A 22,574-nucleotide genomic window follows, 5' to 3' on the forward strand; every position below is an offset into this window, starting at 1 on the left:
CAACATATTGCCGAAATTAGCATAGACACATCCTTGGGTCACTGGCGAAAATCAATGTGCTGTTTCGCAATAAGCCACCCCGGCAACGCGTTGAGTTATCGGTATCCCATTGGGAAAAGGGGCGCGAAATGTCTTTAGCCCGTTCACGACATGGATTTGCCGTGGCCTTGGCCATGGCCGTCCCAGCCGCGATGGTGCCGGGCACGGCGCACGCCGCAGCGGGCCATTGGGAAGACGCCATCGCCGATGTGCTGGTCTGGGTGGTGCTGGTTCTGGTGCCCGTCCTGGCCGTCTGGATATTCTGGAAGCTGCACGTCCTGCCGGAAGTCATCGCCGAAAAGCGCCACCACCCGCAAGCCGAAGCCATCAAATCGCTGTGTCTTTTGTCGTTGGCGTTCGGCGGCATGCTGTGGCCCTTTGCGTGGCTGTGGGCCCATACCAAACCCATCGGGTATCAGATGGCGTATGGCCGCGACACGCACGATGAGCCGCCTGGCGCGGCGACCGCCGCCGATATACCGCCCCCTCCATCCAGACCGGACGATTGATGGCCGGCGCGCCGCTGGTGTACATGTCGCGTCGCCGCGTTCGCGCGACTGGAATATGCCGCACGGGTCAAGGAGGTTCGCATGCTTGAACTCATTGCTCTCTTCTACGGCGTGCTGGTGTGGCTGATCTTCATCAAGCTGAAGCTGCTGCCCTGGAATATCCAATCGCAGGTGGGCGTGGTGGCGGTCGGCGCGGCGGGCCTGACCGCGCTTATTTTCATCATCAACGTCGTCACGCCTTCGTCCGCCGAACTGCGCGTGACCAACTACGTCGTGGAAGTCGTTCCCCGCGTGACCGGACGCGTGGTTGAGATCGCCGTGGAAGGCAATCGGCTGATCAAGAAGGGCGACGTGCTGCTGCGCCTGGACGACGAGCCCTATCGTTTGAAGCTGCGGCAACTGGAAGCCAAATTGATCGATGCGCAGGCCACGCAGCAATCGTTGGACCGGGATTTATCCTCGGCCAGGGCGATGACGGCGGCGGCGTTGGCTCAGGTCGATCTGGCCCGCATGCGGCTGCGCCAAAGCACCGCGCTGGCCGCGCGCGGCGCCGGCAGCCAATACGACGTGCAGAGCTTTCAAAGCGAACTGAAGGTACGGCAGGCCAACTGGGAAGCCGCGCGCGAAGCGGAACAGAAGATCCGGCTGAACATCGGCGCCATGTACGAAGGCGACCAGGCCGCCGTAGCGCAGGTGAAGGCCGAATTGGACACGGCCAAATGGGAGCTGGCGCAAACCACGCTGTATGCGCCGGCGGACGGATACGCCATCAACCTGCAAGCGCGCGTGGGCTCCTATGCTGCCGCGATACCCTTGCGCCCCATCATGTCTTTTGTTGAAACCTCGCAGCAGGTCATCGCGTTCTTCGATCAGAACCAGCTGACCAAGGTCAAGCCGGGCGACGAGGTCGAGGTGTCTTTGCGCACCGTGCCCGGCCACGTGTTCAAAGGCAGCGTCGATTCAATTGTGTGGGCCACATCGCAAGGCCAGTTCCAGGCGTCCGGCGCCTTGCCGGGCACCACGGCGGAAGGCGCCAGCGCCGCCGCGCCGATGCAATACGCGGTGCGCATAGACCTGCAAGCGCCCGAGGACGTGGTGTTTGCCATGGGCGCCCGGGGCAACGCGGCCATCTACACGGAAAGCCTGCCCGCGCTGCATATGGTGCGCAAAGTCATCTTCCGCGTGTCGTCCAAGCTGGACTATCTGGTTCTCAAGCTGCACTGACCGGCCCGCCCATGTCCGCGCCCCTGCCTCTCCTTCCCCGCGCGCTGCCCCTGGCATGCATGGCCATGCTGATGGCCGGCTGCGCCAACCTGAACCGGCCCGCGGACGATGCCATGATCAAGGACGCCATGGCCGGCACCGATGTGCCGGCCGCGTGGACAACCAGCGCGCAGGCTGCCGCATTCGAGCCCGCGTGGGCGGGGTTTGCGCAGACCGGCACGCTGCAAACGTTGATCGACGAAGCGCTGGCCAACAATGTAGACCTGCGCATCGCGGCCAGCCGGATGCAACAGGCCGCGCACCAGGCCCGGCTGGCGGGGGCATCGCTGCTGCCCACGGTCGGCATCGGCGCGCGCACCGCCACCGATCCGACGCCCGGCAGTGCGTTCTCGGCCAACGGCTATGCCGTGCTGATGAACTGGGAATTGGACCTATGGGGCAGGGCCCGCGCCGAGAAGCTGTCCGGCGAGGCGGGCTACCGGTCATCGGAAGCCGACTACGCCTACGCCCGCCAATCCATCGGCGCCCTGACCGCCCGAAGCTGGATCGCGGCGCTGGAAGCCGGCGGCCAGCTTGCCTTGGCGCGCGAGCTGGAGAACACTGCCGGCGACCAGCTAAAGCTGATCGAGTACCGCCGCCGCATCGGCAGGGTCGGCGAATTGGAAGTGGCGCAGTGGTCCGAGCAAGTGGCGGCGGCGGCGGACGTGGTGGCCCAGCGCGAACTGGCGCGAGTGCAGGCGCTGCGCGCGTTGGAACTGATTCTGGGACGCTACCCCGCGGGCGCGGCGCAGGCCGACGAAGCCATGCCGGATTCGCCCGCGCCCCTTGCGCCCGGCTTGCCCCTGGCCCTGCTGGACCGCAGGCCCGATCTGGTGGCCGCGCGCGAACGCCTGGTGGCGGCGTACTTCGGCGCCGAGGAAGCGAAGGCGGCGCGCCTGCCCACGATTGCGATATTTGCCGGCGCGGGGCGTTTCACCAAAGACTATTCGGGCTTGGCGACCAGCATGCAAAGCTGGGTGTTCCCGGTGGGAGCCTCTCTGGCGTGGCCGCTATTCGATGCGGGCCGCCGCCAGATCACGCTGCAATTGCGCACCGAGCAACAGCGTGAAGCGTTGGCGCTGTACGCGCGCGCCATCCTGGGCGCAATGGCCGAAGTGGAAAATGGCTTGACGGGCGAGCAGCAGCTGGCGATGCGCGAGCAAGCGATACAACGCCAATATTCCGAAAGCCGACGCGCGTTGACGTTGGCCCAGGTGCAGCGGCAGATCGGCCAGTTCGACGACTTTGATGTATTGCAGCGCAAGCGCGACGCGTTGCGCGTGCAGAGCGACCTGTTGCACATCCGCGCCGAAAGGCTGGTGCAGCGCGTGAACCTGCATCTGGCGCTGGGCGGACGGTTTGAGGCGGTTGCACCAATTCCCACGGCTACGCAAGCCGCAACGCAAGCCGCAACGCAAGCAGCCACGCCACCAGGCGCCGACAGCGACCAGCTCGCCTCGCGGGCTACGGCTGCGAGCCCGCCCCAAACAGATCCGCTTGCCGGGGATCCGCCGCTGCCAGGTCATAGCCGATCTGCACAGCCACCTCGCGCAGGATATTCTGCGCCAGATTGAACGCCGTATTGGCCGCCGGCACGCCGGCGTAGATGGCGTTCTGCAACAGCACTTCTTTTAACTCGTCGGGCGTCAGGCGCGATTCGTCGGGCGCCGTCAGCGCGGCACGCACGTGCAGCTCGAACTCTTCCCAGCGGCCCAGCGACAGCGTCACGGCCAGCACCATCATCCGGCGCGCCTTGTGCGGCAAGCCCGGACGGCTCCAGATATCGTGCCACGCGTAACGCGTGATCATGTTTTGGTAATCGGCGGTGAACGTGGTGGCGCGGTCCAGCGAACGCTGCACCCATTCGTCACCCAACACGGCGCGGCGGTTCGCCAGGCCGCGTTCGAAGTCCTCTTCTCGGCTCATCGTGTGCTTCTCCCTGCAACGGGTTGACCAGGGAACGGGCCGACACAGCGCCCGTTCCCGTCGGTGGATCAGTTCACCGTGATGTTATTGGCTTTCACGACCTCGGCCCAACGCACTTGCTCGGCGTCGACGAACTTGGCGAAGTCGGCGGCGCTGCTGCCCACGGGCGTCAGGCCCAACTTGGCCAGCTTGTCGCGCGTTTCGGGACGCGCCAGCGCCTTTTGCACCAGCTCTTGCAGCTTGGCGACCACTTCCGGGCTGGCGCCGGCCGGCAGGAACAGGCCGTTCCATTCGACCACGTCGAAATTCTTGATGCCGGCTTCGCCGACCGTAGCCACGTTGGGCAGTTCCGGCATGCGCTTGGCCGACGACACCGCCAGCGCCTTGAGCTTGCCGCCGCTGACGTAGTTCAGGCTGGATGCCGCGTTGGCGAAGTACACGTCCACCTGTCCGCCCATGACGTCCACGATGGCCGGCGCGCCGCCCTTGTAGGGCACGTGCACGACGTTCACGTCCGCGTCCTTCTTGAGCAGTTCTGCGGCCATCTGCGCCAGGCTGCCGGGGCCGTACGAAGCAAAGGTGTACTTGCCCGGATTGGCGCGCGCGGCCTTGATGAAGTCGGGCAGGTTATTGAACGCCGAGCCCGGCGCCGCCACCAGGATGTTAGGCACGCTGACAGCCTGCGAGACCGGCACGAAGTCCTTCTTCGCGTCGTAGGGCAGCTTGCGCAGCACCGGGTTGATCGAGAACGCGGACGCGTCGAACAGCACCGTGTAGCCGTCCGGCTTGGCGCGCGCCACGAAGGCCGCACCGATCGAGCCGCTGGCGCCGCCCTTGTTTTCAATCACGACGCTTTGGCCGGCCACTTCGCTCATGCCCTGCGCGATGATGCGCGCGGCGTTGTCAGCGCCGCCGCCGGCGGAATACGGCACGACCATCGTGATGGGCTGTTCGGGATAACCGGCGGCGTTGGCCGCGCCAACAGCGCCGACCAGGCCAATGGCGGCAACCAGCGGGCGCAAGGCGGCCAAGGCCGCGAAACGGGTCTTCTTCATGTGTGCTCCTCACAACTCCCCGAAGGGGATATTCGATTGATGATGAATCGTTGCGCGATCCGCCTGACAGGGTCAGACGGTCGCGATGGGGTTGACCGGCGCGCCGACCAGACCGGGCACGTACATGGGTGCGGCGGTCAGGAAGAAAGCGTGTCGGCCATGCTGGCGCAACCAGTGCGCCAGCGGGGTCAGATGCCAGAGCTCGCCCAGCGGCAGGCCGAGCTTGAAGAGGCATTGTTCGTGCAGGGGCAACAGCGGCCCGGGGCCTGCGTCCAGCTGATGGTTGCGCAGTTCCACGGCGTGGTTGTCCGCCGCGATGGCGGCGATGCGGCTGTCCTTGATCCAGGCCAGCAGTTGCGCGTCCGCGCCGTCCAGCACGCAGCAGCTGGTCTTGAGCCGTTCCTGTTCGTGATCGCCCAGCGTCAACGCCAGGTCGGCCAGGCCGGTGTGCAGGCACAGCACGTCGCCGGGCCGCACTTGCACCCCATCGGCCTGGATCACGTCCATGAGGTCGCGGTACGACACCTTGCGGTGTTCATCGCCGAAGCGGGCGCGCAGGTCGACCATCACGCCGCGCCCCTGGATGCCATGGCGCGCCATCGGCGCAATGGACAGGTCGCGGGTACCCGTGAAGTTGTCGGTGGCAGGCTCGCTGACGGTAAAGCCGTTGTAGCCGGTGGGCTGCGGCTGGCCCGTACCGTGGGCGTCGTACATCGACCCCACATGGCCCAGCGCGTCCCATTGCGTGGAGTACTGCGGCGACAGCGTGACGCGGTCGTCGCTGACGACGTCGGTGGCGCCGGGCACGTCCAGGCCCAGCGGGTATCGATATACCGGCACGCCGTTTTTCTCGGCGGGCTGGATCGACGGCCCCTTGCGGCGCGGGTTGAGCACGGGCGCGCGCGGCACCGTCAGCGGCAGGCTGAGCGAAAACGAAAGCCCGGTTTTGATTTCCGCGACGGCGGCCAGGCGGGCCTGGCTATCCAGATGGTTCAGCGTGCCCAACTGGTCGTCGTGGCCGAAATCGCCCCAGTTCGAACCCTGCGGGCGGCGCAGGTATCGTGGTGTTTGACTCATGGTCACTGTCCCCTCGTCCTTGGCGGGACGAATTTGTAAACGTTGTTACGCTTATTGCAACACGTTGCGTCGCAATTTCAGGGGGACAACAACCCAGGTGTATCTCAGGGTGGACAGTTTTTTGTCGCGGGGCCTTGACGCCTAGCCGCCGCAGCCGGCGCCGGTTCTTGATGCAGGCAAGGGCGTATCGCCACCGGTATTGCCGGCGAACTTGCGGATCTTGTCGGCCAATTCCGGCGTGGGGTGCTCGTAGCCGTAGCAATACGGTGGCGTCGGCGCGGCATCGGGTCGATAGTCCTGCAACACCGGTTTGGCATCGCCCAGGTACAGGTTGTCTTTCAGGCGCAGGAACGCCTTGTAATCGCGCGTGTAGCCGTGCCGAGACTTCAATTTCTCGTAGGCGCCGCGATCCGATTCCCCGTTGTCCAGCGCGCTGCGCTTGGCGGCAATGGGAATGTAATGACAGTAGTTGACGTTGACGCCTTCCACCGTGGGAAAGAACTCGGGTTCGACGCACTTGCGCTGCGTCGTGTTGTTGAAGATGTTGCCTTCGACCAGCGCCTTGGCTTCCAGGCTGAAGCTCATGCCGTAGAAATCCCAGTCTTCAAGCAGGTTGTTGAACAGGTGGAACGTGCCGAACTGCCCGCGCGGATTGCGCTGCACGGTGTTGAAGAAATAATTGTGATGTAGCGTCACGCGGGCGATCGAATCACGTTCGTAGTTCTGGAACAGGTTCTTGGACGTAATGTTGTTCAGCAGCATGACCTTGTTCGAGTTATGGAACTTGGTCCATGAAATCGTGACGTCCGTCGAACCGTTCTTCACATTCAGCAAGCGGTCCGACATGCGCGACAGGTCCATGTGGTCGACCCATACATCGCGGCTGCCATTGGCCACGTTTACGGCCTGCGTCAGCCGGTTCAGGCGGCCGTCGATGGTCAGGTGCGTCAGGATGACGTTCTGCACGCCATACACGCCCAGCCCGTCGTCGATCAAGGTGACGCGCTTGCCGCGCCCGTCGATGGTCACGTTGGATGGCACGCGCAACTGCTTGTCCAGCACGATCGTCATGTCGGATGCGAAGCGAATCCAGGTCGGGCCCTTCTTGGCTTGCGCCAGCGCGGCGCGCAAGGTGCCCGGTCCCGAATCCTTGTCGGAGGTCACCTCGATGAACTTGCCGCCCAGGCCGCCCGTGGCCTTGGCGCCGTAGCCTTCGCGTTGAGACAGCAGCGATGAAACGAGCGGGCAGTGTTCGTCGGGGCTGGGGCACGCTTGATTCGCGGCCGCCACCCCGCCTTGCAACAGGGCCACGGCAAGCAGCCAACGCATCGTTTTCATTGCAGACTTCATCAAGGCTTGTTCCTATTGCTGCGCGGAGCGATCCGCGGACTGCACATGACGCCAGATGCCGCCGCTCAAGCGCAGATTTTCAGGGGGGCCGGCCACGTGTTCGCGCAGCCGTTCGAAATACGCCTTCTGCCATCGCAGCGCGTAGGCGTCGGCGTCTTCGCCAGGATTGGCGGCCGGCAACATGGCCAGCGTGTACGTCACCTGCCCGTTTTCCCAGCGCGGCGCGTAGAACACCGACGGCACGCCCATGCGATGCGCCAGGTGCGACGCAAAGCTGGAATACGTCACTTCCTGACCTTCGAAGGTGGTGCGAGGCGCGGCGGGATTCGCCGCGCCGTCGATGGCCAGGCACAGCACGTAGCCCGAGTTGATGGCGCGCATGCAGGCCTTGGCCACTTGCGCCTCGGTTTGATCGGCGGTGGAAATCAAGGCCGTGGCATAGCTGCTTTGGGCCACCGTGGGCGCGGTGGCAAGCCAGCGGGACGGGATGCCCAGAAGCTCCAGCGCCATCAAGCCCGCATACATCGGCCCGACGTGCGCCGTCGCCACCACCACGCCCTTGCCGGCCGCCAGCAGCGGCGCGAAAAAGCGTTCACCGGTATCCAGTTCACCCAGCAACTGCATGGCCTCTTCGACATCGTCTTCGCGGCATTCCAGCCAGTCGAACAGCAGATGGTCGATCATGTGGCCCCAGCGCGCGCGGCGTTCCCAGTCCGCGCGATCCGCGTTGGCGTCGCCACGCAGCGACCAGGCCCAGTCCAGCCGCGCCTGCGGAATCGGCGCCATGTGCAGGCGCTGTTCCATCTGCGCCATGGCTTCCTGGAAGGTCTTGGGCAGGTTTGCGCTGCGCGTGGCGACGTACTGCGTGTACAGCGCCTCGGCCTCTTGCTTGCGGCCCGCCTGCGACAGCGCGCCGATGGCCGAGCGCTGCCAGATCAGCTTGTCGGGAGACTTTTCGACCAGCTTCAACATCTGCGCGGCGGCATCGTCGTACTGCAAGGTGTAGCGCAGCGCACGCGCATACAAGGCCCGCGTCTGCTCCAGCTCGGGCGCCAGTTCGATGGCCTGCGCCAACGGGGCCGCGGCTTCCTTGTAGCGGCCGGCTCGCAGCAGGGTTTCGCCGTACAGCGTCAACAGGCGCACGTCCGTCGGCGCGGCCGCCAGGCCGGCTTCAAAATGCGTCAACGCGTGCACCTTGCGGTCATCCTCGGTCGCACGCCGCAGGTGCGCCATGCCCAGCGACGCGCGCAACGGCGGGCAGTCGTGGCCCGCGCTCAATGCCTTGTCACCCAACTGGATGGCCGCCTCGGCGCGCTCGTCTTCCAGCAAGGCGCGCACCGCCATCGTGGCGACGCGTTCATTTTGCAACTGGTCCGGGTCCAGGCTGGCCGCGATGCCCGCCGCTTCGGCCGTGTCGCCGTTACGCGCAAAGGCCATCATCCAGGCATACGCTTCGGCGGGCTCGTCTCGCGCCAGGGACACCGTGGCGCGTGCGACCACGGCGGCTTCCGCCACGCGGCCGGCCTGCACGCGCAACTGGATGCGCGCGGCGTGCAAGGACGCGTTGGCGGGCTCGATGCCGGCCGCGGCGTCGGCTTCGGCAATCGCGCGGTCCCACTGCTTGGTGCGTCCCAGCAGGCTGGCCAGCAGACGGCGGTCATCGGCGCGGGCCGGGTACGCCGCAATCAGCGTTTCCAGCGCGGCGATGGCCGGCGTGAGCTTCGCTTCGCGCATCCAGGGCGCGACCAGCAGGCGACGCACATCGCGCCAGCCCTCGTTCGTCTTTGCCAGCGCCGGGCCCAGCCGGGCCATCTGGCCGGCGGGTTCGTCCGCCGCCAGAATATCGCGGATGACTTCGCGCAGCTGCGTGGTGGCGTCGGCCTGGGCGCGACGTTCATCAACGGCGGTATCAACCATGACGCAGCCCCCTCAACAATGCCATCGCCACGCGCGAAACAAACATCAGCACAAAGCCCAGCGCCAGCGCTTGCAGCAACAGGATGGCGGTGCGTGGGCTGCTGGGGCGGTCGGTGGGCACCGGCTGCGCGATGATGGACAGATAGCGTTGCAAGCGCAGCGCGTCCGTCATTGCCTGTTGGTACGACTGCTGCGCCAGTGTCAGGTTGGAATCGGCGAACGCCTGGGTGTTGCGCAACGCTTCATAGGATTTGAGCTGCTTGGCTTCGGCATTGCCGTCGCCGCTCAAGCGGCGGCGCACCGACGCAATGCGCTTTTGCAATGCCACCACTTGCATCTGGGCGGGCTTGAGCATGAAGTGATCCTTGTTTTCCAACGCGCGGATCTTGTCCAGATTGATCTGCGCACTGCTCAGCTCGGTTTCCAGCTGGCTGGACAGGTTCAACAGCATGGCCACCGTGGCCGTGGGGTCGATGTTGCCGTGCGTGGTGCGCCAGGCCGTCAAGGCTTCGCGCGCGGCCAGCGCCTTTTGCTCGGCCAACCTGACCGATTCTTCGCTGACCTTCAGCTTGTCGGCCACGCCCTTTTCGTTCATCGAACTGACGAATTCCTCGGCCAGGCCGATCAACGCCTTGGACAGCATCGCCGCGTCTTCCGGCGAGAACGCGCTGACGCGCAGCACGTCAATCTGCTCCAACGCGTTGAACGACACGTGCACCGCCGACTGATAGGCGCGGTACAGGTCGTCTTCGCTGGAGTCCTCGGCAAGATGGTTGAAGGGGTCGATGCCCGTGTGGATCAGGTACTGGCGCAGCCCGACTTTCTTGTCCAGCTGTTGCATGGCATCGCGCGATTTCAGGAAATCGCTGACCGCCCAGCCGTCGACAAAGCCGCCCAGCATGCCGCCCATGTTGCCCGTGGTCAGCAGGCTTGCCGCGCCGCCTCCGCCGCCTTGCTGGCCGGAGCCGGACTGCACGAAGAAACGCGATTCCGCTTCGTAGCGCGGGGTGGCGACGAACATTACATAGACCAGCGCCAGCGCCACCGGCACGATGACGATGAACGCGTTGATCCAGCGATGGCGCCGGCGCTCGCGCAGCGCGGCCTGCCGTTCGCGACGGCGGCGTTCGATTTCAGAGCCGCCCTCAGATCCCGAGCTGGCTGTCCTCGAAGCCGCCTCCGAAGACGTCATCGCCGGTGCCGGAGTCGCTTCGAGATCGTCGCGGGGGGTATTTGCTGAGGCATTGGTCGAGGTCGTCTTCGATGCTGAGAGCGCTTCGTTCATAAATCAAGCCTTTGAGGCAGTAGTCCGCCATCTGGTTCTGGCGGTAACTAGAGAGAATTAGGGTCCGGCCGATCAACCGCTCTTCGAACAGGGCCAGCCAGAGCCGGGTAAACCGGCAGGGTTCGAAAGGGATGGCCCCTTCGATCACGTAAACGTCGAACGCCGGCGCCAGCGCCAGGGCGAACGAGAACTCCTGCCGTGCGTAAAGCGGCCAATGTTCCATGGGTTTGGCCAGCACCTTGGGATCGCTGATCAGGTCGGCGACCAATTCGTGCGTGGCCTCGACATCGATCTCGTACATCTCGCAGACGAAATCGATGACGGCCAGGCCATCGGCCTTGCCACGGATAAAGCCCTGCCGGCCGATCGCCCACGAGACATTGCCGTCGTGTTTGACGAAGCCCTGGCGCGGCGGCCGCAGGTTGCACAACACGTCGACAATCTGGCGGTGCATCTCGGGCGTATGCGACAGCAGGGCATAGCGCCCGACGGGTATGTCGAGCGTGGCGTTGGCCAGCAGCGGTTGCCGGCTGCCAAAGGCATAGGGTTCGTCAGTGACGCCGTTCAGGTGAATCATCTGGCCCCCTTACATCGGCTGGACATTGGGGCGTGCAAGACGTTCGGCCGCCAGGGCAACCACCATCATGAACACCAATGCCGTCAGGAAATAGCCCAGGCTGGCATCGTGCGAATCGTAGGCCGCGAAGTAAGCCGAACGTAGCAATTGCATGCCGTGCGCGAATGGCGACCACAAGATCCACGGGCGCAGATGCTCGGGCAGCTGTTCCGACACGAAGAACACGCTGGAGAAGATCTGCAAGCCCCGTTCGATGACGGGCGCCAGCCGCAGGAAGAAGTGCCAGAAGGTCGCAATCGACCCGAACAGCACACCCATTGCCGACCCGCAGCAGCCCATCAGCACCACGAACAGAATAAAGCCCGCCCAACTTTCCGGCAGCGTGATCATCCCCAGCGCGTGACCCGCGCTGATCAGCACGGCGAACACCACCAGGTACACCGATACGTAGATCATCGCCTGCACCAGCGCGCACATCAGCGGTGTGACGCCCTGAAAGTTCAACAGCCCCCGGGCCGAAATATAGGCCGTGCTGCTTCGGAAAACGATCTGCCGGAACATGATCCATGTGGTGGCTCCCAACAGCGAAAACGTTTGCACGTCCATGCCAAGAATGAAGTGCGTGCCCATCAGGATGTACAGCGACGAAATCAACGTCAGCAGTACGACGGGGCCGACCAGCGCCCACAGCAGCGCGATGCGGCTTTCGCCGTGGATCACGCGCAGCTGATACACGAACAGCGCCATCAGCGTGCGCCCCACGGGCTGCCCACGGCCGGCGCTGCCCGGGTGGTGTCCTTCATGCAGCACCTGCAAGCGTTGCCGCAAGATCGCAAGATCCGCGGCTTCGCCCTGCGGCAATTCGATTTCCAGCGCGATGTCGTTGCGCGACGCATGGCGGCGCGCATCGCGCGCCTCGTCCTGCTTGCGGCGTTCGACGCGCCGCGCATGCGCCGCCGCCAGCCGTTCGTCTTCCGCGATCAACTTGGCGGGCATGTAGCCCGACGCGAAGACGTCCACGCCCGCGCGGATGTCCGTTTCCAGCAGACGCACGATCAGGCGCAGCCGCCGCCGTGAAAAATCGGCCAGCGTCTCATCGACCTTGCTACGCGCAATCTCCGCATCCAGCTCGGCCTGCACCGCTTCGTACACTGCCCGGCGGGCGGCAACGGAGTCGTGCGGCTCGCCCAGCAGCCGCGCAAGCAATGGCTTGAGCAGCACGCTGGGCGTGGCCTGGGCTTCAAACAGCGCGGCCGGGTCCAGGCGCCACGCATCGACGCCCGACCCTACCGCGTAGTTACTGTCCTTGCGGCGGTTACGCCACCCTTTGATCCGATCCTCGTTACTCATCGACACGCTATTGGGTCACGCCGGAAGAGCTGGAGCCCGAATCGCTGTCGATCGCACGCGTGGCGCTGAAGCCGGCGCTCATGGTGACGCGGAAGGCTGACAACACCTTCTGCACCTGCGTGAACGGCGCATCGGAGATGTAGATGGCCTGCCCTTCATGCACGGTGAATTCACGCGCCAACGCCACCTGCTCGGGCCGCGTCAGGTCAAACTGATACACCACCGGCAGCATGTCCGGCTTGCCGGCGACACCGGCCTTGGCCGGCGTGAACAGGAATACGGAACGCGGGTCGGCCAGCTTGTCGTCCAGGCCGCGCGAATCGGCCAGCGCGTCCAGCACCGAGTAATTGCGCTTGCTGATCGCCACGCGCCCCTGGTTGCCCGCCGCGCCCAGCACGGTCAGGTATTCGCGCGAGTCGTAGGCGGTGATGACGTCACCCGGCCGCAGCAGGATGTCGTTGTTCTGATTGCGGTAGATGTCCGACAGGCGCACCGACGCCACCTGGTTGTCGCGGCGCAGGCTGATGACAAGCTGTTCGGGGTTGGTCTGCACCGGCGCGGCCTGCGCCAGCGCGCTGCTCAGGCGCTGGGCGGTCTGCGTGATCGGGTACATGCCGGGCTTGGTCAGGTTGCCCTGCACCGTCACCATCTGGCCGCGCGCGTCCGTCACGCGGGTGACGCTCACGTCGGCGCCCACGACCAGCTTGGCCAGGCGGCCGACGACGGAATCATGCAGCTGCGCCAGCGTCAGGCCTTCGGCGCGGAACTTGCCCAGGATGGGAAAATAGACGTTGCCCGAACGGTCGATCTCCTGGTTGCCCAGGTCGCTGACACCAGACGGGTCCGCCGCGAACACGCCCAGCCCACCGCGTTCCCACACGCGCACGTTGATGCCGTCACCGGGCACCAGGCGGTCGAATCCCGCTTGCGTCAGGTCGCGATAGCGCACGGGAAAGTCGGCCACGTCAGGTACCCTGCTGGCCTGCACCAGTTCACGCGAGGCGGGCATCACGATGACGTCCTTGTCGTCGTGTGCCCCCGTCATTTCGCTCAACATCGGACCGGAACGCGGCAGCTGGCATCCCGAAAGTGAAAGAGCGGCCAACACCAGCATGGCGAAGGCCGCGTTGCGCCGCAGGCCGAAAGCCGGGACGTTCATGTGCATAAAACCCTTCAATCTATTGGACTTCGGAAAGACTTGCCGCCGATCACGCAAGCATGCGCTGCATCTGCGGGAAGTCGATGCGTTCGTCGTTCTCCGAGACGGGCATGACGGGCACGCACAGGCTCAGGAACTTGGACAGCATCGCGTCGAGCGAAAACAGGTCTTGTGCCCGTTTGCGGCTCTGCGCCTTCAATGACTCGTTACTGCGCACCAGGTCAACCATCGACTCCACCTTGTCGCAGGCTTCTGTCATGTCGGGATGTTCGACGTCGCTGAGCAGATGCCCCGTTTCGTTTTCAACGAAGCACTCTCCTGCGCCACCGGCGGGTGTTGAAATCACCGGAACGCCCAACAGCTGCGCTTCGATCAACACGTTCGGCAAGCCTTCATAGCGCGACAGCAGCACACTGGCGTCCATCTGCGAATACCAGTAGCCCACGTGATTGGACAAGCCCACCAGCAGCAGCCGGTCGACCACGCGCAGCTCTTCCGCCAGCGCGACGATGTTGTCGTGCAGGCGTCCATCGCCCACGATGACAAAGCGTGCCTGGGGTCGTCGCTTCAGGTACATCGCGGCCATCTTGATCCATAGCTGCGGCCGCTTGTCCGGCTCCAGCCGGAACACGCCGCCGACCGTCTCGGTGGCATCGGCGGTGGCTTGCTTGAAGGACTCCCACTTCTGCTCGTCGGTGGGCGAGGCGTTGGTGGCCAGGTCGGGCACGCCGTTGTACAGCACGTGGAAACGCACGACGGGAATGCCCAGCCACTGCGCGTACGCCTCGGCGGCGGTGCGGCTGTTGCTGACGAAGTACACACCCGGCACTTGTGCCAGCGCCTGGAACAGCTCGGGATACTCTTCGCGGAAGCGGTCCTTGCGGATGTTGGGCGGCAGACCGCGAAACACCAGGTGGATGGTCGGAACACCGGCAAGCAAAGCGGCCAGGGCACCGAACAGGCACGTACCGTCCTGCCACAGGCTGACGACGTCGAAGGGGTTGGCGCGCAGCACCGGGGCCAAGCGCGTCACACCGTAGTGCACGGGCGGGGGCAGCTGTTCCAGCATGCGGCCCAGGCGGCCGTCGGGCACGGACTGGTGCGCCACCGAAATGGCGGGCAGCTTGTTGATCTCGGTCACCGGGATCTGCGCTTGCACCAAAACCGGCAGGAAAAAGTCCAGCCCTTGCTTCTTCTTGGTCGAGCCCGCCGGTTCGGTGTGCTGCTTGACCATGACCTCGACCTTCTCGGGCCGCATCACGACGTCAGGCAGTTGCCGATCCGGCTGTGCCGCCATGCGCGTCAACTCGCCGGCAAGACGGGTCAACTGACGCTCGGCGCCGCCGGGGCCCAGGCTGCCCGTCACCAGGGCGACGGACACGGGCTTTTCCGGCGGTTGCTCGGCAATCTTGCGGTTGCGAAAGTGCAGGATGGCATGCTTCATCGACACGATGCGCACGTCCTTGCCCGCCAGGCCGCCTTCGGGCTCCAAGCCCTTGAAGAAGGCGTAATCGGCCGCCAGCGCGGTGGCCAGTTCCGCCGCCTTGCTGCCGGGCGCCAGGTGCGCGGCGACAGGGCGGATGGCTTCATACGCGTCCGCCAGCAAGCCGCGCTTGCGCAGCCGCTTGGCGAATTCGACGCGGATATTGCGATCCGTGTGCTCAAGGATCAGCCGACGGAACAACTGGTCAGACTGCTCGTGCGCGCGGATGTCGCTAAGCAGCTTGGCGCGCGAGAACAGCCGCGACGGATTCTCGGACGAGGCCGGCAGATGCCGGTCGACCAGGGACAGGGCCTCGTCCAGATGCCGTTCCTTGACCAGTCGCGTCGCGCAATAACGCACGATCTGAAGGTCGTCGGGGCATTCTTGAAGCAAGGTTGCCCACTGCTCGGCCATGCCTTCGTTCAAGCCCGCCGATTCCTTCAGCCGAAGCAACAGGAAGCGGACCTTGGAATCTTCCAGATGATCGCGCGCCAACGCTTCGGCGCGCGCCAGGTTTTCTTGTGCGACCTGGACCCGCACCGACGCCGTGACGATCTCCTCCAACTGGGCATGCACCCATTGGAGATCGGACGAAACGTCCGCCCGTTCGGTAGTCAGTGGTGGGTTCATGCTGCCTTCCTTCGATTAGCCTTTTCGATCCACACCAGGCAACGATCGATGTAGTGATCGAATTGCGTGGGGTTATCGGACAGTTCGCGAAGGCGGCGCCAGTACGGCAGGGCCTGTTCGAAACGATGCAAACGCATGGCGCCGACGGCGGCCAGGCGCAGGCCGATGGCGTCGGTGGGCACCAGTTCCACGATGCGTTCGCCCAGCGCCAGGCGCTCGGTGGTGCTGGCCGGATCCAGCGCGCGCGCTTCGGCGTACAGCACGGCGATGATGCGGCGCTTTTCGTGCTCGACTTCCGTCATCTGCGGCCACGACTGGGCGACGCGTTCCAGCAGGTTCCACGCGGCGCGATGATCGCCGGCGGCCAGCAGTTCGCGGGCGCCGCGAATGGCGCGCGGGCCGAGCCTGCCCAGTTGGCGTTCGGCTTCGTCCTTGGCGCCTTGGTCGGCCGAGGCGTTGGCCAGCACCGCCTGGTAGGCGTCGATGGCTTCACCGAACCAGCCGCCGTTGAAGGCCACGCGGGCAAAGTACAGCTGCGTGCTCAAGGGCGCGGCCTTGTCGGCGGCGGCCTGTTCCAGATGGCGCATGGCGGTTTGCTTGTCGCCCAGCGCATCGGCGGCGCGGCCACGCATCGTGTCCAGCTCGGGGAAATCAAGCTGCGTGTCCAACGCGACGTCGGTCAGGTCAATCACTTCTTTGTGGTTGCCGGCCAGCAGCGCGGCGCGCACGCCAAGACGCATCGCCCGTTCGAACGCGCGCTGCGCGCGCACGGCGGTCAGGGCGTCGGGGTTGAGCAGGCGGTGTGCGCAGATGCGTTCGGCGGCGTCACGCAGACGACCGTCTTCCAGTGCGCGAGTACCTTCCTCGGCCCATGCGGTGGACTGCGATTGCAGCCAGGCGCTGATGTCTTCGTGCTGGCTGTGAGCCAGGCCGCAAGAGGCGGCCAGCGCGGCGGCGGCCATGATGCAGCCGCGCCACGAGGCTTCCTTGACCAGTTCCAGCGCGTCCACGTCTTCCAACGCGGGCGATTCGGCTGCCAGGGCGCGCAGGCCGGCGCGGTCACCAGCCAACAGGCGGTCACGCCACAGCACGGCAAAGCCTCGGCCATACGTCGGGATGGCTTCGCGCACTTCATTGACCCAGCGAATCACGGCTTCCATGTCGCCGCTGGTCTGCAACAGCGACAGCACCGTGTCGGCCGCTTCCACCGCGGTGGCGTCGGTGGGCGAGGAGATGCGGAACAGCTGCTTCCAGTTGCCCAGCGACTCGTCCACGTAACCCAGCTGGCCGGCGGAAACCGCCGCGATGCGCACGATTTCAGGGGTTTCGATTTCGTCGCCCAGCAGGCCGGCGGCAAGCGAGTACGCCAAGTCGTGACGGCCCAGCTTGAAGTGGTTGCGCATCAGGATCTGTTCGGCCTTGCTGCCGGTGGCCAGGGCGCCGTCGGCGCTGCCCAGCAGTGCGAGCGAGCCTTCGTAGTCGCCCAGTTCTTCCTGGATGCGTGCAAACAGCAGCGTGTGCTCGGGCAGGCCGGGGTGGCGACGCAGCACGTCGCGCACGCGGCGCGATGCTTCGCGCAGGTCGCCGGCGTCCCAGATCTTTTCGATGCGTTCGGCGCTGTCGTCGGCGCCCAGCTTGGGCACGGCCACCTGCGTGGTGGACGCGCTCATGCGCGGACGCATGTAGTTCTTGAACCATTCGTGGCACAGGCGTTCTGCGAAGACCTGCGTGTAGTGCGTCAGGTCCAGCCCACCGTCTTCCATCGCCTCGGCCTGGCCGATCTTGCTCATCAGCGGCGTGGGGTCGTAGCACGGCACGCCGATGTGCTGCGCGCCGGCGGCCACCGTGGCGATCAGCTGCGCGCGTTGTTCGATCGGCACGTTGTCCGGCGTAAGCGCGTTGACGTGGGTGACGAACACCACCTTTTCATGGCCCAGCAGCGCGACCAGCTCGCGCATTTCGGCTTCGATTTCTTCATCGGTCTGGTCGCGCTTGACGATGCGCGACAACAGTTCCTGGTCTTCGCGCGACAGGCTCTTGAAGACCGCGTCCTGGTCCAGCTGCGCACGGCGTTCGGCAAGCCGATCGGTGCTGGCAAGCTGCCAGAACATCCGGGTGCGCGCGCGGTCGGCGAAGAACTCGCTGAAGTAGCGAACCAGGTAGTTCGATTGAATGGGATGGCCGTCGATGGTCAGCAGCTTGCGCGAAGACAGCTCAACCATGTACAGGTCAGCCGGCTTATGCGTGCCACGGCGAGCTTGCTCGCCATTGGACGGGCGGAAGATCAGGCGCTGTACGTCGGCCGGAATGTCGGCCTGGCCGAACATGAAGCGCGCCTGTTGCAGCGCCTCGGCGCTGGTGTGCACAAAACCGTAGTTGCGCCCGAGTTGCAGCTTGATCGGGTAGCGTCCCACGGCATCGCGCAGCGGCGTATGGATCCGGCAGGTGCCGATCGGAGCGATAGTAAATGCAGTCATCCAGGGTCTCTCCTGTAGTGATGGATAGCGAGCCTGAACTTAAAGAGTCCAGTACAAGAGGTCGGGGGCAAGGCGTTTGCTATCCAGCACCGACTTCAAGTCGCACACCATGCCTCCGCTGTTGACCAGGCCGGGGATGTCTTCCCAGATGGTCTCCATGGTTTCGCGGTGGGGCACCGCGAGAATCAACACGTCCATGCCGCCGAATTCCGCGCGGGGGACGAGCTTGATGCCGTATTCATGTTCCATCTGCTCGGGGTCGACCATCGGGTCGCAGGCCACCGGCGTGATGCCGTAGCTGCCCAGCGCCTTGTACAGATCGACGACCTTCGAGTTCCGGATGTCGGGCACGTTTTCCTTGAACGTCATGCCCAGGATGCCAACGCGGGTGGACGCATTCAGGCGACCATTGCGGGCCAGCGTCTGCACGATGCGTTGCGCGACGTGGTTGGCCATGCCGTCGTTGATGCGGCGGCCCGACAGGATCACTTCGGGGTGGTAACCCAGTTCCTGCGCCTTGGACGTCAGGTAGTACGGATCCACGCCGATGCAGTGCCCGCCCACCAGACCGGGCGAGAACTTCAGGAAGTTCCACTTGGTGCCGGCGGCGTTCAAGACTTCCGAGGTACGGATGCCGACCAGATCGCAGATCTTGGACATCTCGTTCATCAACGCGATGTTGATGTCGCGCTGGGTGTTTTCCAGCACCTTCGCGGCTTCGGCCACTTTGATGGACGAGGCGCGGTGCACGCCGGCGTCAATGATCTTCTCGTACACGCCGGCAATGATTTCCAGCGACGCTTCATCCTGGCCGGACACGATCTTGACGATCTTTTCCAGCGGATGCTCGCGGTCGCCCGGGTTGATGCGTTCGGGGCTGTAGCCCAGCTTGAAATCGATGCCGCAGCGCAGGCCGGACACTTTTTCCAGCTCGGGGCCGCAGATTTCCTCGGTGGCGCCGGGGTGGACGGTGGATTCAAACACCACGATGCAGCCCGGGCGCAGCACGGGTCCGATGGACTGGCATGCGCGCACCAGCAAGGAAAAATCGGGGTTGTTCTTTTCGTCGACGGGCGTGGGAACGGCAACCACGAAAAAGTCGCACCCTTCCAGTTCAGAGATCTGGTCGGTAAAGGTCATGGCAGAGGCACGCAGGGCGTCGTCTTCTATCTCGCCGGTCCAGTCGTGTCCCTCTTTCAGTCGTGCGATTCTCCGCTTATCCACATCAAAGCCGATGACATCAAAGCGCTTGGAAAATGCGACTGCTACGGGCAGGCCGACATATCCAAGGCCACACACTGCGATTCTCTTTACCACGGGGGCCTCACTGTTTTCGTCGTGTCGTGGACACTAGAAATCGACGCCCGAGGACACGTATTCGATTCAAAATCGATATACGACTGTCCCCACTGGGCGGACTTATTGCTTAAGGAAAGTTACGGCTCGAAACGTATACATACCCGTTTCTTGATGAGCCAACGAATCGTAGATGCGGCCGACAGCAATATTCTTTCTAAAAATTTTTATTGCTGTGGAAATGAGTCAGGGTGCCCGTAATAAACCCCGGGATTTCCCTCAAATAATTACATTCATTACACAAACCGCAACACAGGATGGTCGGGCACTTGTTAATGAATATTAAAAAGCGTATTTCTTATTCTTGTTTAACCATACTGAAAAACATAATACCCGTTCAGCCGGGATTTATTAATAGCCTAAAGCAATAATTCCATATTGCAAAATCGTGGTGTACATGCCTGTCATAATCGCCTGGATAATGCCCCTGAAATCACCCTGATCAAAAGCACTTGGCCCACCGCATACGGTGGGCCAAGTGCTTGATCTGAAAGACGAACCTGAAAGACGACCCGACCGGTTATTCCACCGTGACGCTCTTGGCCAGGTTACGCGGCTTGTCCACGTCGGTGCCGCGCGCGCATGCCGTGTGGTACGACAGCAGTTGCAGCGGGATCGTGTGCAGGATGGGCGACAGCTTGCCGTAGTTTTCCGGCATGCGGATCACGTGCATGCCTTCGGCGCTTTGGATCTTGCTGTCGGCATCGGCGAACACATACAGCTCGCCGCCACGCGCCCGCACTTCCTGCATGTTGGACTTCAGCTTTTCAAGCAGCTCGTCCTTGGGCGCGATAGTGACGACGGGCATGTGCTCGGTCACCAGGGCCAGCGGGCCGTGCTTGAGTTCGCCGGCCGGGTAGGCTTCGGCGTGGATGTAGCTGATTTCCTTGAGCTTCAACGCGCCTTCCAGCGCGATCGGATAGTGCATGCCGCGGCCCAGGAACAAGGCGTTTTCCTTGGACGCAAAGCGGTCGGCCCACGCCATGATTTGCGGTTCCAGCGCCAGCACCGAACCGATGGCCACCGGCAGGTGACGCAGCGCCTTCAGGTGGTCGGCTTCTTGCTCGTCGCTGAGGTGGCCGCGCACTTGCGCCAGCGCCAGCGTCAACAGGAACAGCGCGGTCAGCTGCGTGGTGAAGGCCTTGGTCGAGGCCACGCCGATTTCAACACCGGCGCGCGTGATGTACGACAGCTTGCACTCGCGCACCATGGCGCTGGTGGACACGTTGCAGATGGTCAGCGTCTTGTCCATGCCCAGCGATCGCGCGTGCTTGAGCGCGGCCAGCGTGTCGGCGGTTTCGCCCGACTGCGAAATCGTGACGACCAGCGAACGCGGGTTCGGCACGCTGTCGCGGTAGCGGTATTCGCTGGCGATTTCCACGGCCACCGGGATCTTGGCAATGGACTCGATCCAGTACTTGGCGGTCAGGCCGGCGTAGTAGCTGGTGCCGCAAGCCAGGATCAGCAGCGAATCGATGTCTTTGAAGATCTTGTAGGCATCGTCGCCAAACAGCTCGGGCGTGATCGATTCGATGTCTTGCAGCGTATCGCCCACGGCGCGCGGCTGTTCGAAGATCTCCTTTTGCATGTAGTGGCGGTACGGGCCGAGTTCGGCGGCGCCCGTGTGCACGTGCACGGTGTGCACCTCGCGGTCCACGTTCTTGCCGTTGGCGTCCACAATCCACACGCGCGACAGTTGCAGGTCGACAACGTCTCCATCTTCCAGATAGATGATCTGGTCCGTGGTGCCGGCCAGCGCCAGCGCGTCGGACGCCAGGAAGTTCTCGTTCTGGCCCACGCCCACCACCAGCGGCGAGCCCTGGCGAGCGCCCACGACGCGATGCGGTTCGTCGCGGCAGAACACGGCAATGGCGTAGGCGCCATGCAGGCGGCGCACGGCATTTTGCACGGCTTCGAACAGGTCGCCCGCGTACAGGTGGTTCACCAGGTGCGCGATGACTTCGGTGTCGGTCTGGCTTTCGAACACATAGCCGACGGCTTGCAGTTCGGCTCGCAGTTCGTCGTGGTTTTCGATGATGCCGTTGTGCACCAGCGCAATACGGGGCTCTTCGTTGCCCAGGTGCGAAAAGTGCGGGTGGGCGTTGTGCGTGGCGGGCACGCCGTGCGTTGCCCAGCGCGTGTGCGCAATACCGGTAAAGCCCTGGACCTTGTCCTGGGCAACCTGGTCGGCCAGCTCGGCAACGCGCTGCGTGCTGCGCGTGCGGCGCAGGTGGCCGTCCGCATACACGGCGACGCCGCAAGAGTCGTAGCCGCGATATTCCAGCCGCTTCAGGCCTTCAACCAGGATCGGGGTGATGTCGCGCTGGGCGACGGCGCCAACAATGCCGCACATAGGAAAACTCCACTTAAGTTCGGGTACCGACGCATTGTGCGCGAGGCGCGAAGAAATATGATTTCTTAATAGGCCACCGTTTGGAATTTAATTTACTTACGTATTTGTGATTAAATTATCTTTCGTCAAAACGATGTTTTTGAATTAATCATGCAAAATCAACCGCCGAACCCCGCTTTGCCGCAGCCGGAGCTGGACGACCTGGACCTGCGTATTCTTGAGCAGCTTCAACTGGACAGTTCACTGACGAATCAGGACCTGGCCGCGCGGGTGCATGCATCGCCCCCCACGTGTCTGCGCCGGGTGCGACGCCTGGTGGATGAAGGCGTCATCGCCCGCCAAGTCGCCATCCTGGCGGCCGAGAAGCTGGGCAGCACGTTGACCGCCATCGTCGAAATCACCCTGGACGTCCAGGCCGCCGAAAGCCTGGACGCATTCGAGCAAAGCATGCTGACCGAACCCGCCGTCTTGCAGTGCTACCGGGTATCCCCCGGACCGGATTTCGTGGTGATCGCCCAGGTGAAAGACATGCCCGCCTACCACGCGCTGGTCCACCGCGCGTTCACCGCCCAGGCGAACGTACGCAACGTGCGCACGTTCTTTTCGGTGCACCGGGCAAAATTCGAAACGCGGATTGATGTCAGGGGGTGAAGCGGCATCGGCGCGGACGCCATGTTGTCCCCCAATGCTTCCCGGGCGCTTTTAGCCAGCTTGTTCATAGAGTTGGAGCCCGAGTTTATCGGTCGAGCCAGCTACGAAGCCGGCGTC

Annotated in this window: 17 protein-coding genes; 4 read left to right on the forward strand and 13 right to left on the reverse strand. The window is 64.0% G+C overall.

All coding sequences use genetic code 11. The features are described from left to right. The first annotated feature begins 128 nt into the window (after nt 1–128). The 3 genes from V6F88_RS08920 (at nt 129) to V6F88_RS08930 (ending at nt 3,385) form a co-directional block, all read left to right on the forward strand. Nucleotides 129–548, forward strand: a complete 420-nt coding sequence (locus tag V6F88_RS08920; protein WP_332608992.1) for a DUF3302 domain-containing protein — start codon at nt 129–131, stop codon at nt 546–548. Between the two features lie 81 nt (nt 549–629). Beyond that, nucleotides 630–1,772 (forward strand): HlyD family secretion protein, encoded by a 1,143-nt coding sequence (locus tag V6F88_RS08925; protein ID WP_332608993.1) that lies wholly within the window; start codon nt 630–632, stop codon nt 1,770–1,772. A gap of 11 nt (nt 1,773–1,783) precedes the next feature. Then, nucleotides 1,784–3,385 (forward strand): TolC family protein, encoded by a 1,602-nt coding sequence (locus V6F88_RS08930; protein WP_332608994.1) that lies wholly within the window; start codon nt 1,784–1,786, stop codon nt 3,383–3,385. On the opposite strand, the gene V6F88_RS08935 is transcribed toward V6F88_RS08930, so the two are convergent. From V6F88_RS08935 to glmS, 13 genes are all read right to left on the reverse strand, one after another. Further along, entirely contained in the window at nt 3,276–3,737 is a 462-nt protein-coding gene (locus V6F88_RS08935; RefSeq protein WP_332608995.1) for a carboxymuconolactone decarboxylase family protein, read from the reverse strand. The two genes, V6F88_RS08930 and V6F88_RS08935, sit on opposite strands and share 110 nt — an antisense overlap. Nucleotides 3,738–3,805: 68 nt before the next feature. Continuing rightward, nucleotides 3,806–4,792: a tripartite tricarboxylate transporter substrate binding protein gene (locus V6F88_RS08940; RefSeq protein WP_332608996.1), complete on the reverse strand. Its 987-nt coding sequence runs from the start codon at nt 4,790–4,792 to the stop codon at nt 3,806–3,808. A gap of 72 nt (nt 4,793–4,864) precedes the next feature. Next, complete coding sequence (locus V6F88_RS08945) at nt 4,865–5,869, reverse strand: cyclase family protein (protein WP_332608997.1); 1,005 nt, start codon at nt 5,867–5,869, stop codon at nt 4,865–4,867. Between the two features lie 141 nt (nt 5,870–6,010). Next, nucleotides 6,011–7,219, reverse strand: a complete 1,209-nt coding sequence (locus V6F88_RS08950) for a pectate lyase family protein (RefSeq protein ID WP_332610222.1) — start codon at nt 7,217–7,219, stop codon at nt 6,011–6,013. A 12-nt stretch (nt 7,220–7,231) separates the two neighbouring features. Then, nucleotides 7,232–9,136 carry a Vi polysaccharide transport protein VexE gene (locus tag V6F88_RS08955; RefSeq protein WP_332608998.1) on the reverse strand — a complete coding sequence of 635 codons (1,905 nt, stop codon included), beginning with the start codon at nt 9,134–9,136 and terminating at the stop codon, nt 7,232–7,234. Continuing rightward, the gene (locus V6F88_RS08960; RefSeq protein WP_332608999.1) at nt 9,129–10,328 is read right to left on the reverse strand and encodes a sugar ABC transporter; all 1,200 of its coding nucleotides are present in this window, start codon (nt 10,326–10,328) and stop codon (nt 9,129–9,131) included. Before V6F88_RS08960 ends, V6F88_RS08955 begins: the two co-directional genes overlap by 8 nt. Then, nucleotides 10,282–10,998 (reverse strand): ATPase, encoded by a 717-nt coding sequence (locus tag V6F88_RS08965; RefSeq protein WP_332609000.1) that lies wholly within the window; start codon nt 10,996–10,998, stop codon nt 10,282–10,284. The genes V6F88_RS08960 and V6F88_RS08965 overlap by 47 nt, the downstream gene beginning before the upstream one ends. Before the next feature lie 9 nt (nt 10,999–11,007). Further along, a complete protein-coding gene (locus tag V6F88_RS08970) occupies nt 11,008–12,348 on the reverse strand; it encodes an ABC transporter permease (protein ID WP_332609001.1) in 1,341 nt (446 codons plus the stop codon). A gap of 7 nt (nt 12,349–12,355) precedes the next feature. After that, nucleotides 12,356–13,513 (reverse strand): polysaccharide biosynthesis/export family protein, encoded by a 1,158-nt coding sequence (locus tag V6F88_RS08975; protein ID WP_332609002.1) that lies wholly within the window; start codon nt 13,511–13,513, stop codon nt 12,356–12,358. A 43-nt stretch (nt 13,514–13,556) separates the two neighbouring features. Next, a complete protein-coding gene (locus tag V6F88_RS08980) occupies nt 13,557–15,620 on the reverse strand; it encodes a glycosyltransferase (protein WP_332609003.1) in 2,064 nt (687 codons plus the stop codon). After that, on the reverse strand, nt 15,617–18,097 hold the full coding sequence (locus tag V6F88_RS08985; protein ID WP_332609004.1) for a hypothetical protein: 2,481 nt from the start codon (nt 18,095–18,097) through the stop codon (nt 15,617–15,619). Before V6F88_RS08985 ends, V6F88_RS08980 begins: the two co-directional genes overlap by 4 nt. A gap of 39 nt (nt 18,098–18,136) precedes the next feature. After that, the gene (locus tag V6F88_RS08990) at nt 18,137–19,396 is read right to left on the reverse strand and encodes a nucleotide sugar dehydrogenase (protein WP_332609005.1); all 1,260 of its coding nucleotides are present in this window, start codon (nt 19,394–19,396) and stop codon (nt 18,137–18,139) included. Nucleotides 19,397–19,973: 577 nt separating this feature from the next. Then, the gene (glmS, locus tag V6F88_RS08995) at nt 19,974–21,806 is read right to left on the reverse strand and encodes a glutamine--fructose-6-phosphate transaminase (isomerizing) (RefSeq protein WP_332609006.1); all 1,833 of its coding nucleotides are present in this window, start codon (nt 21,804–21,806) and stop codon (nt 19,974–19,976) included. Nucleotides 21,807–21,956: 150 nt separating this feature from the next. On the opposite strand from glmS, the gene V6F88_RS09000 reads away from it, so the two are divergent. After that, nucleotides 21,957–22,457 carry an Lrp/AsnC family transcriptional regulator gene (locus V6F88_RS09000; RefSeq protein WP_332609007.1) on the forward strand — a complete coding sequence of 167 codons (501 nt, stop codon included), beginning with the start codon at nt 21,957–21,959 and terminating at the stop codon, nt 22,455–22,457. Nucleotides 22,458–22,574 lie beyond the last annotated feature (117 nt).

Source organism: Achromobacter sp. ESBL13, assembly GCF_036668755.1.
Lineage (GTDB): Bacteria > Pseudomonadota > Gammaproteobacteria > Burkholderiales > Burkholderiaceae_B > Achromobacter.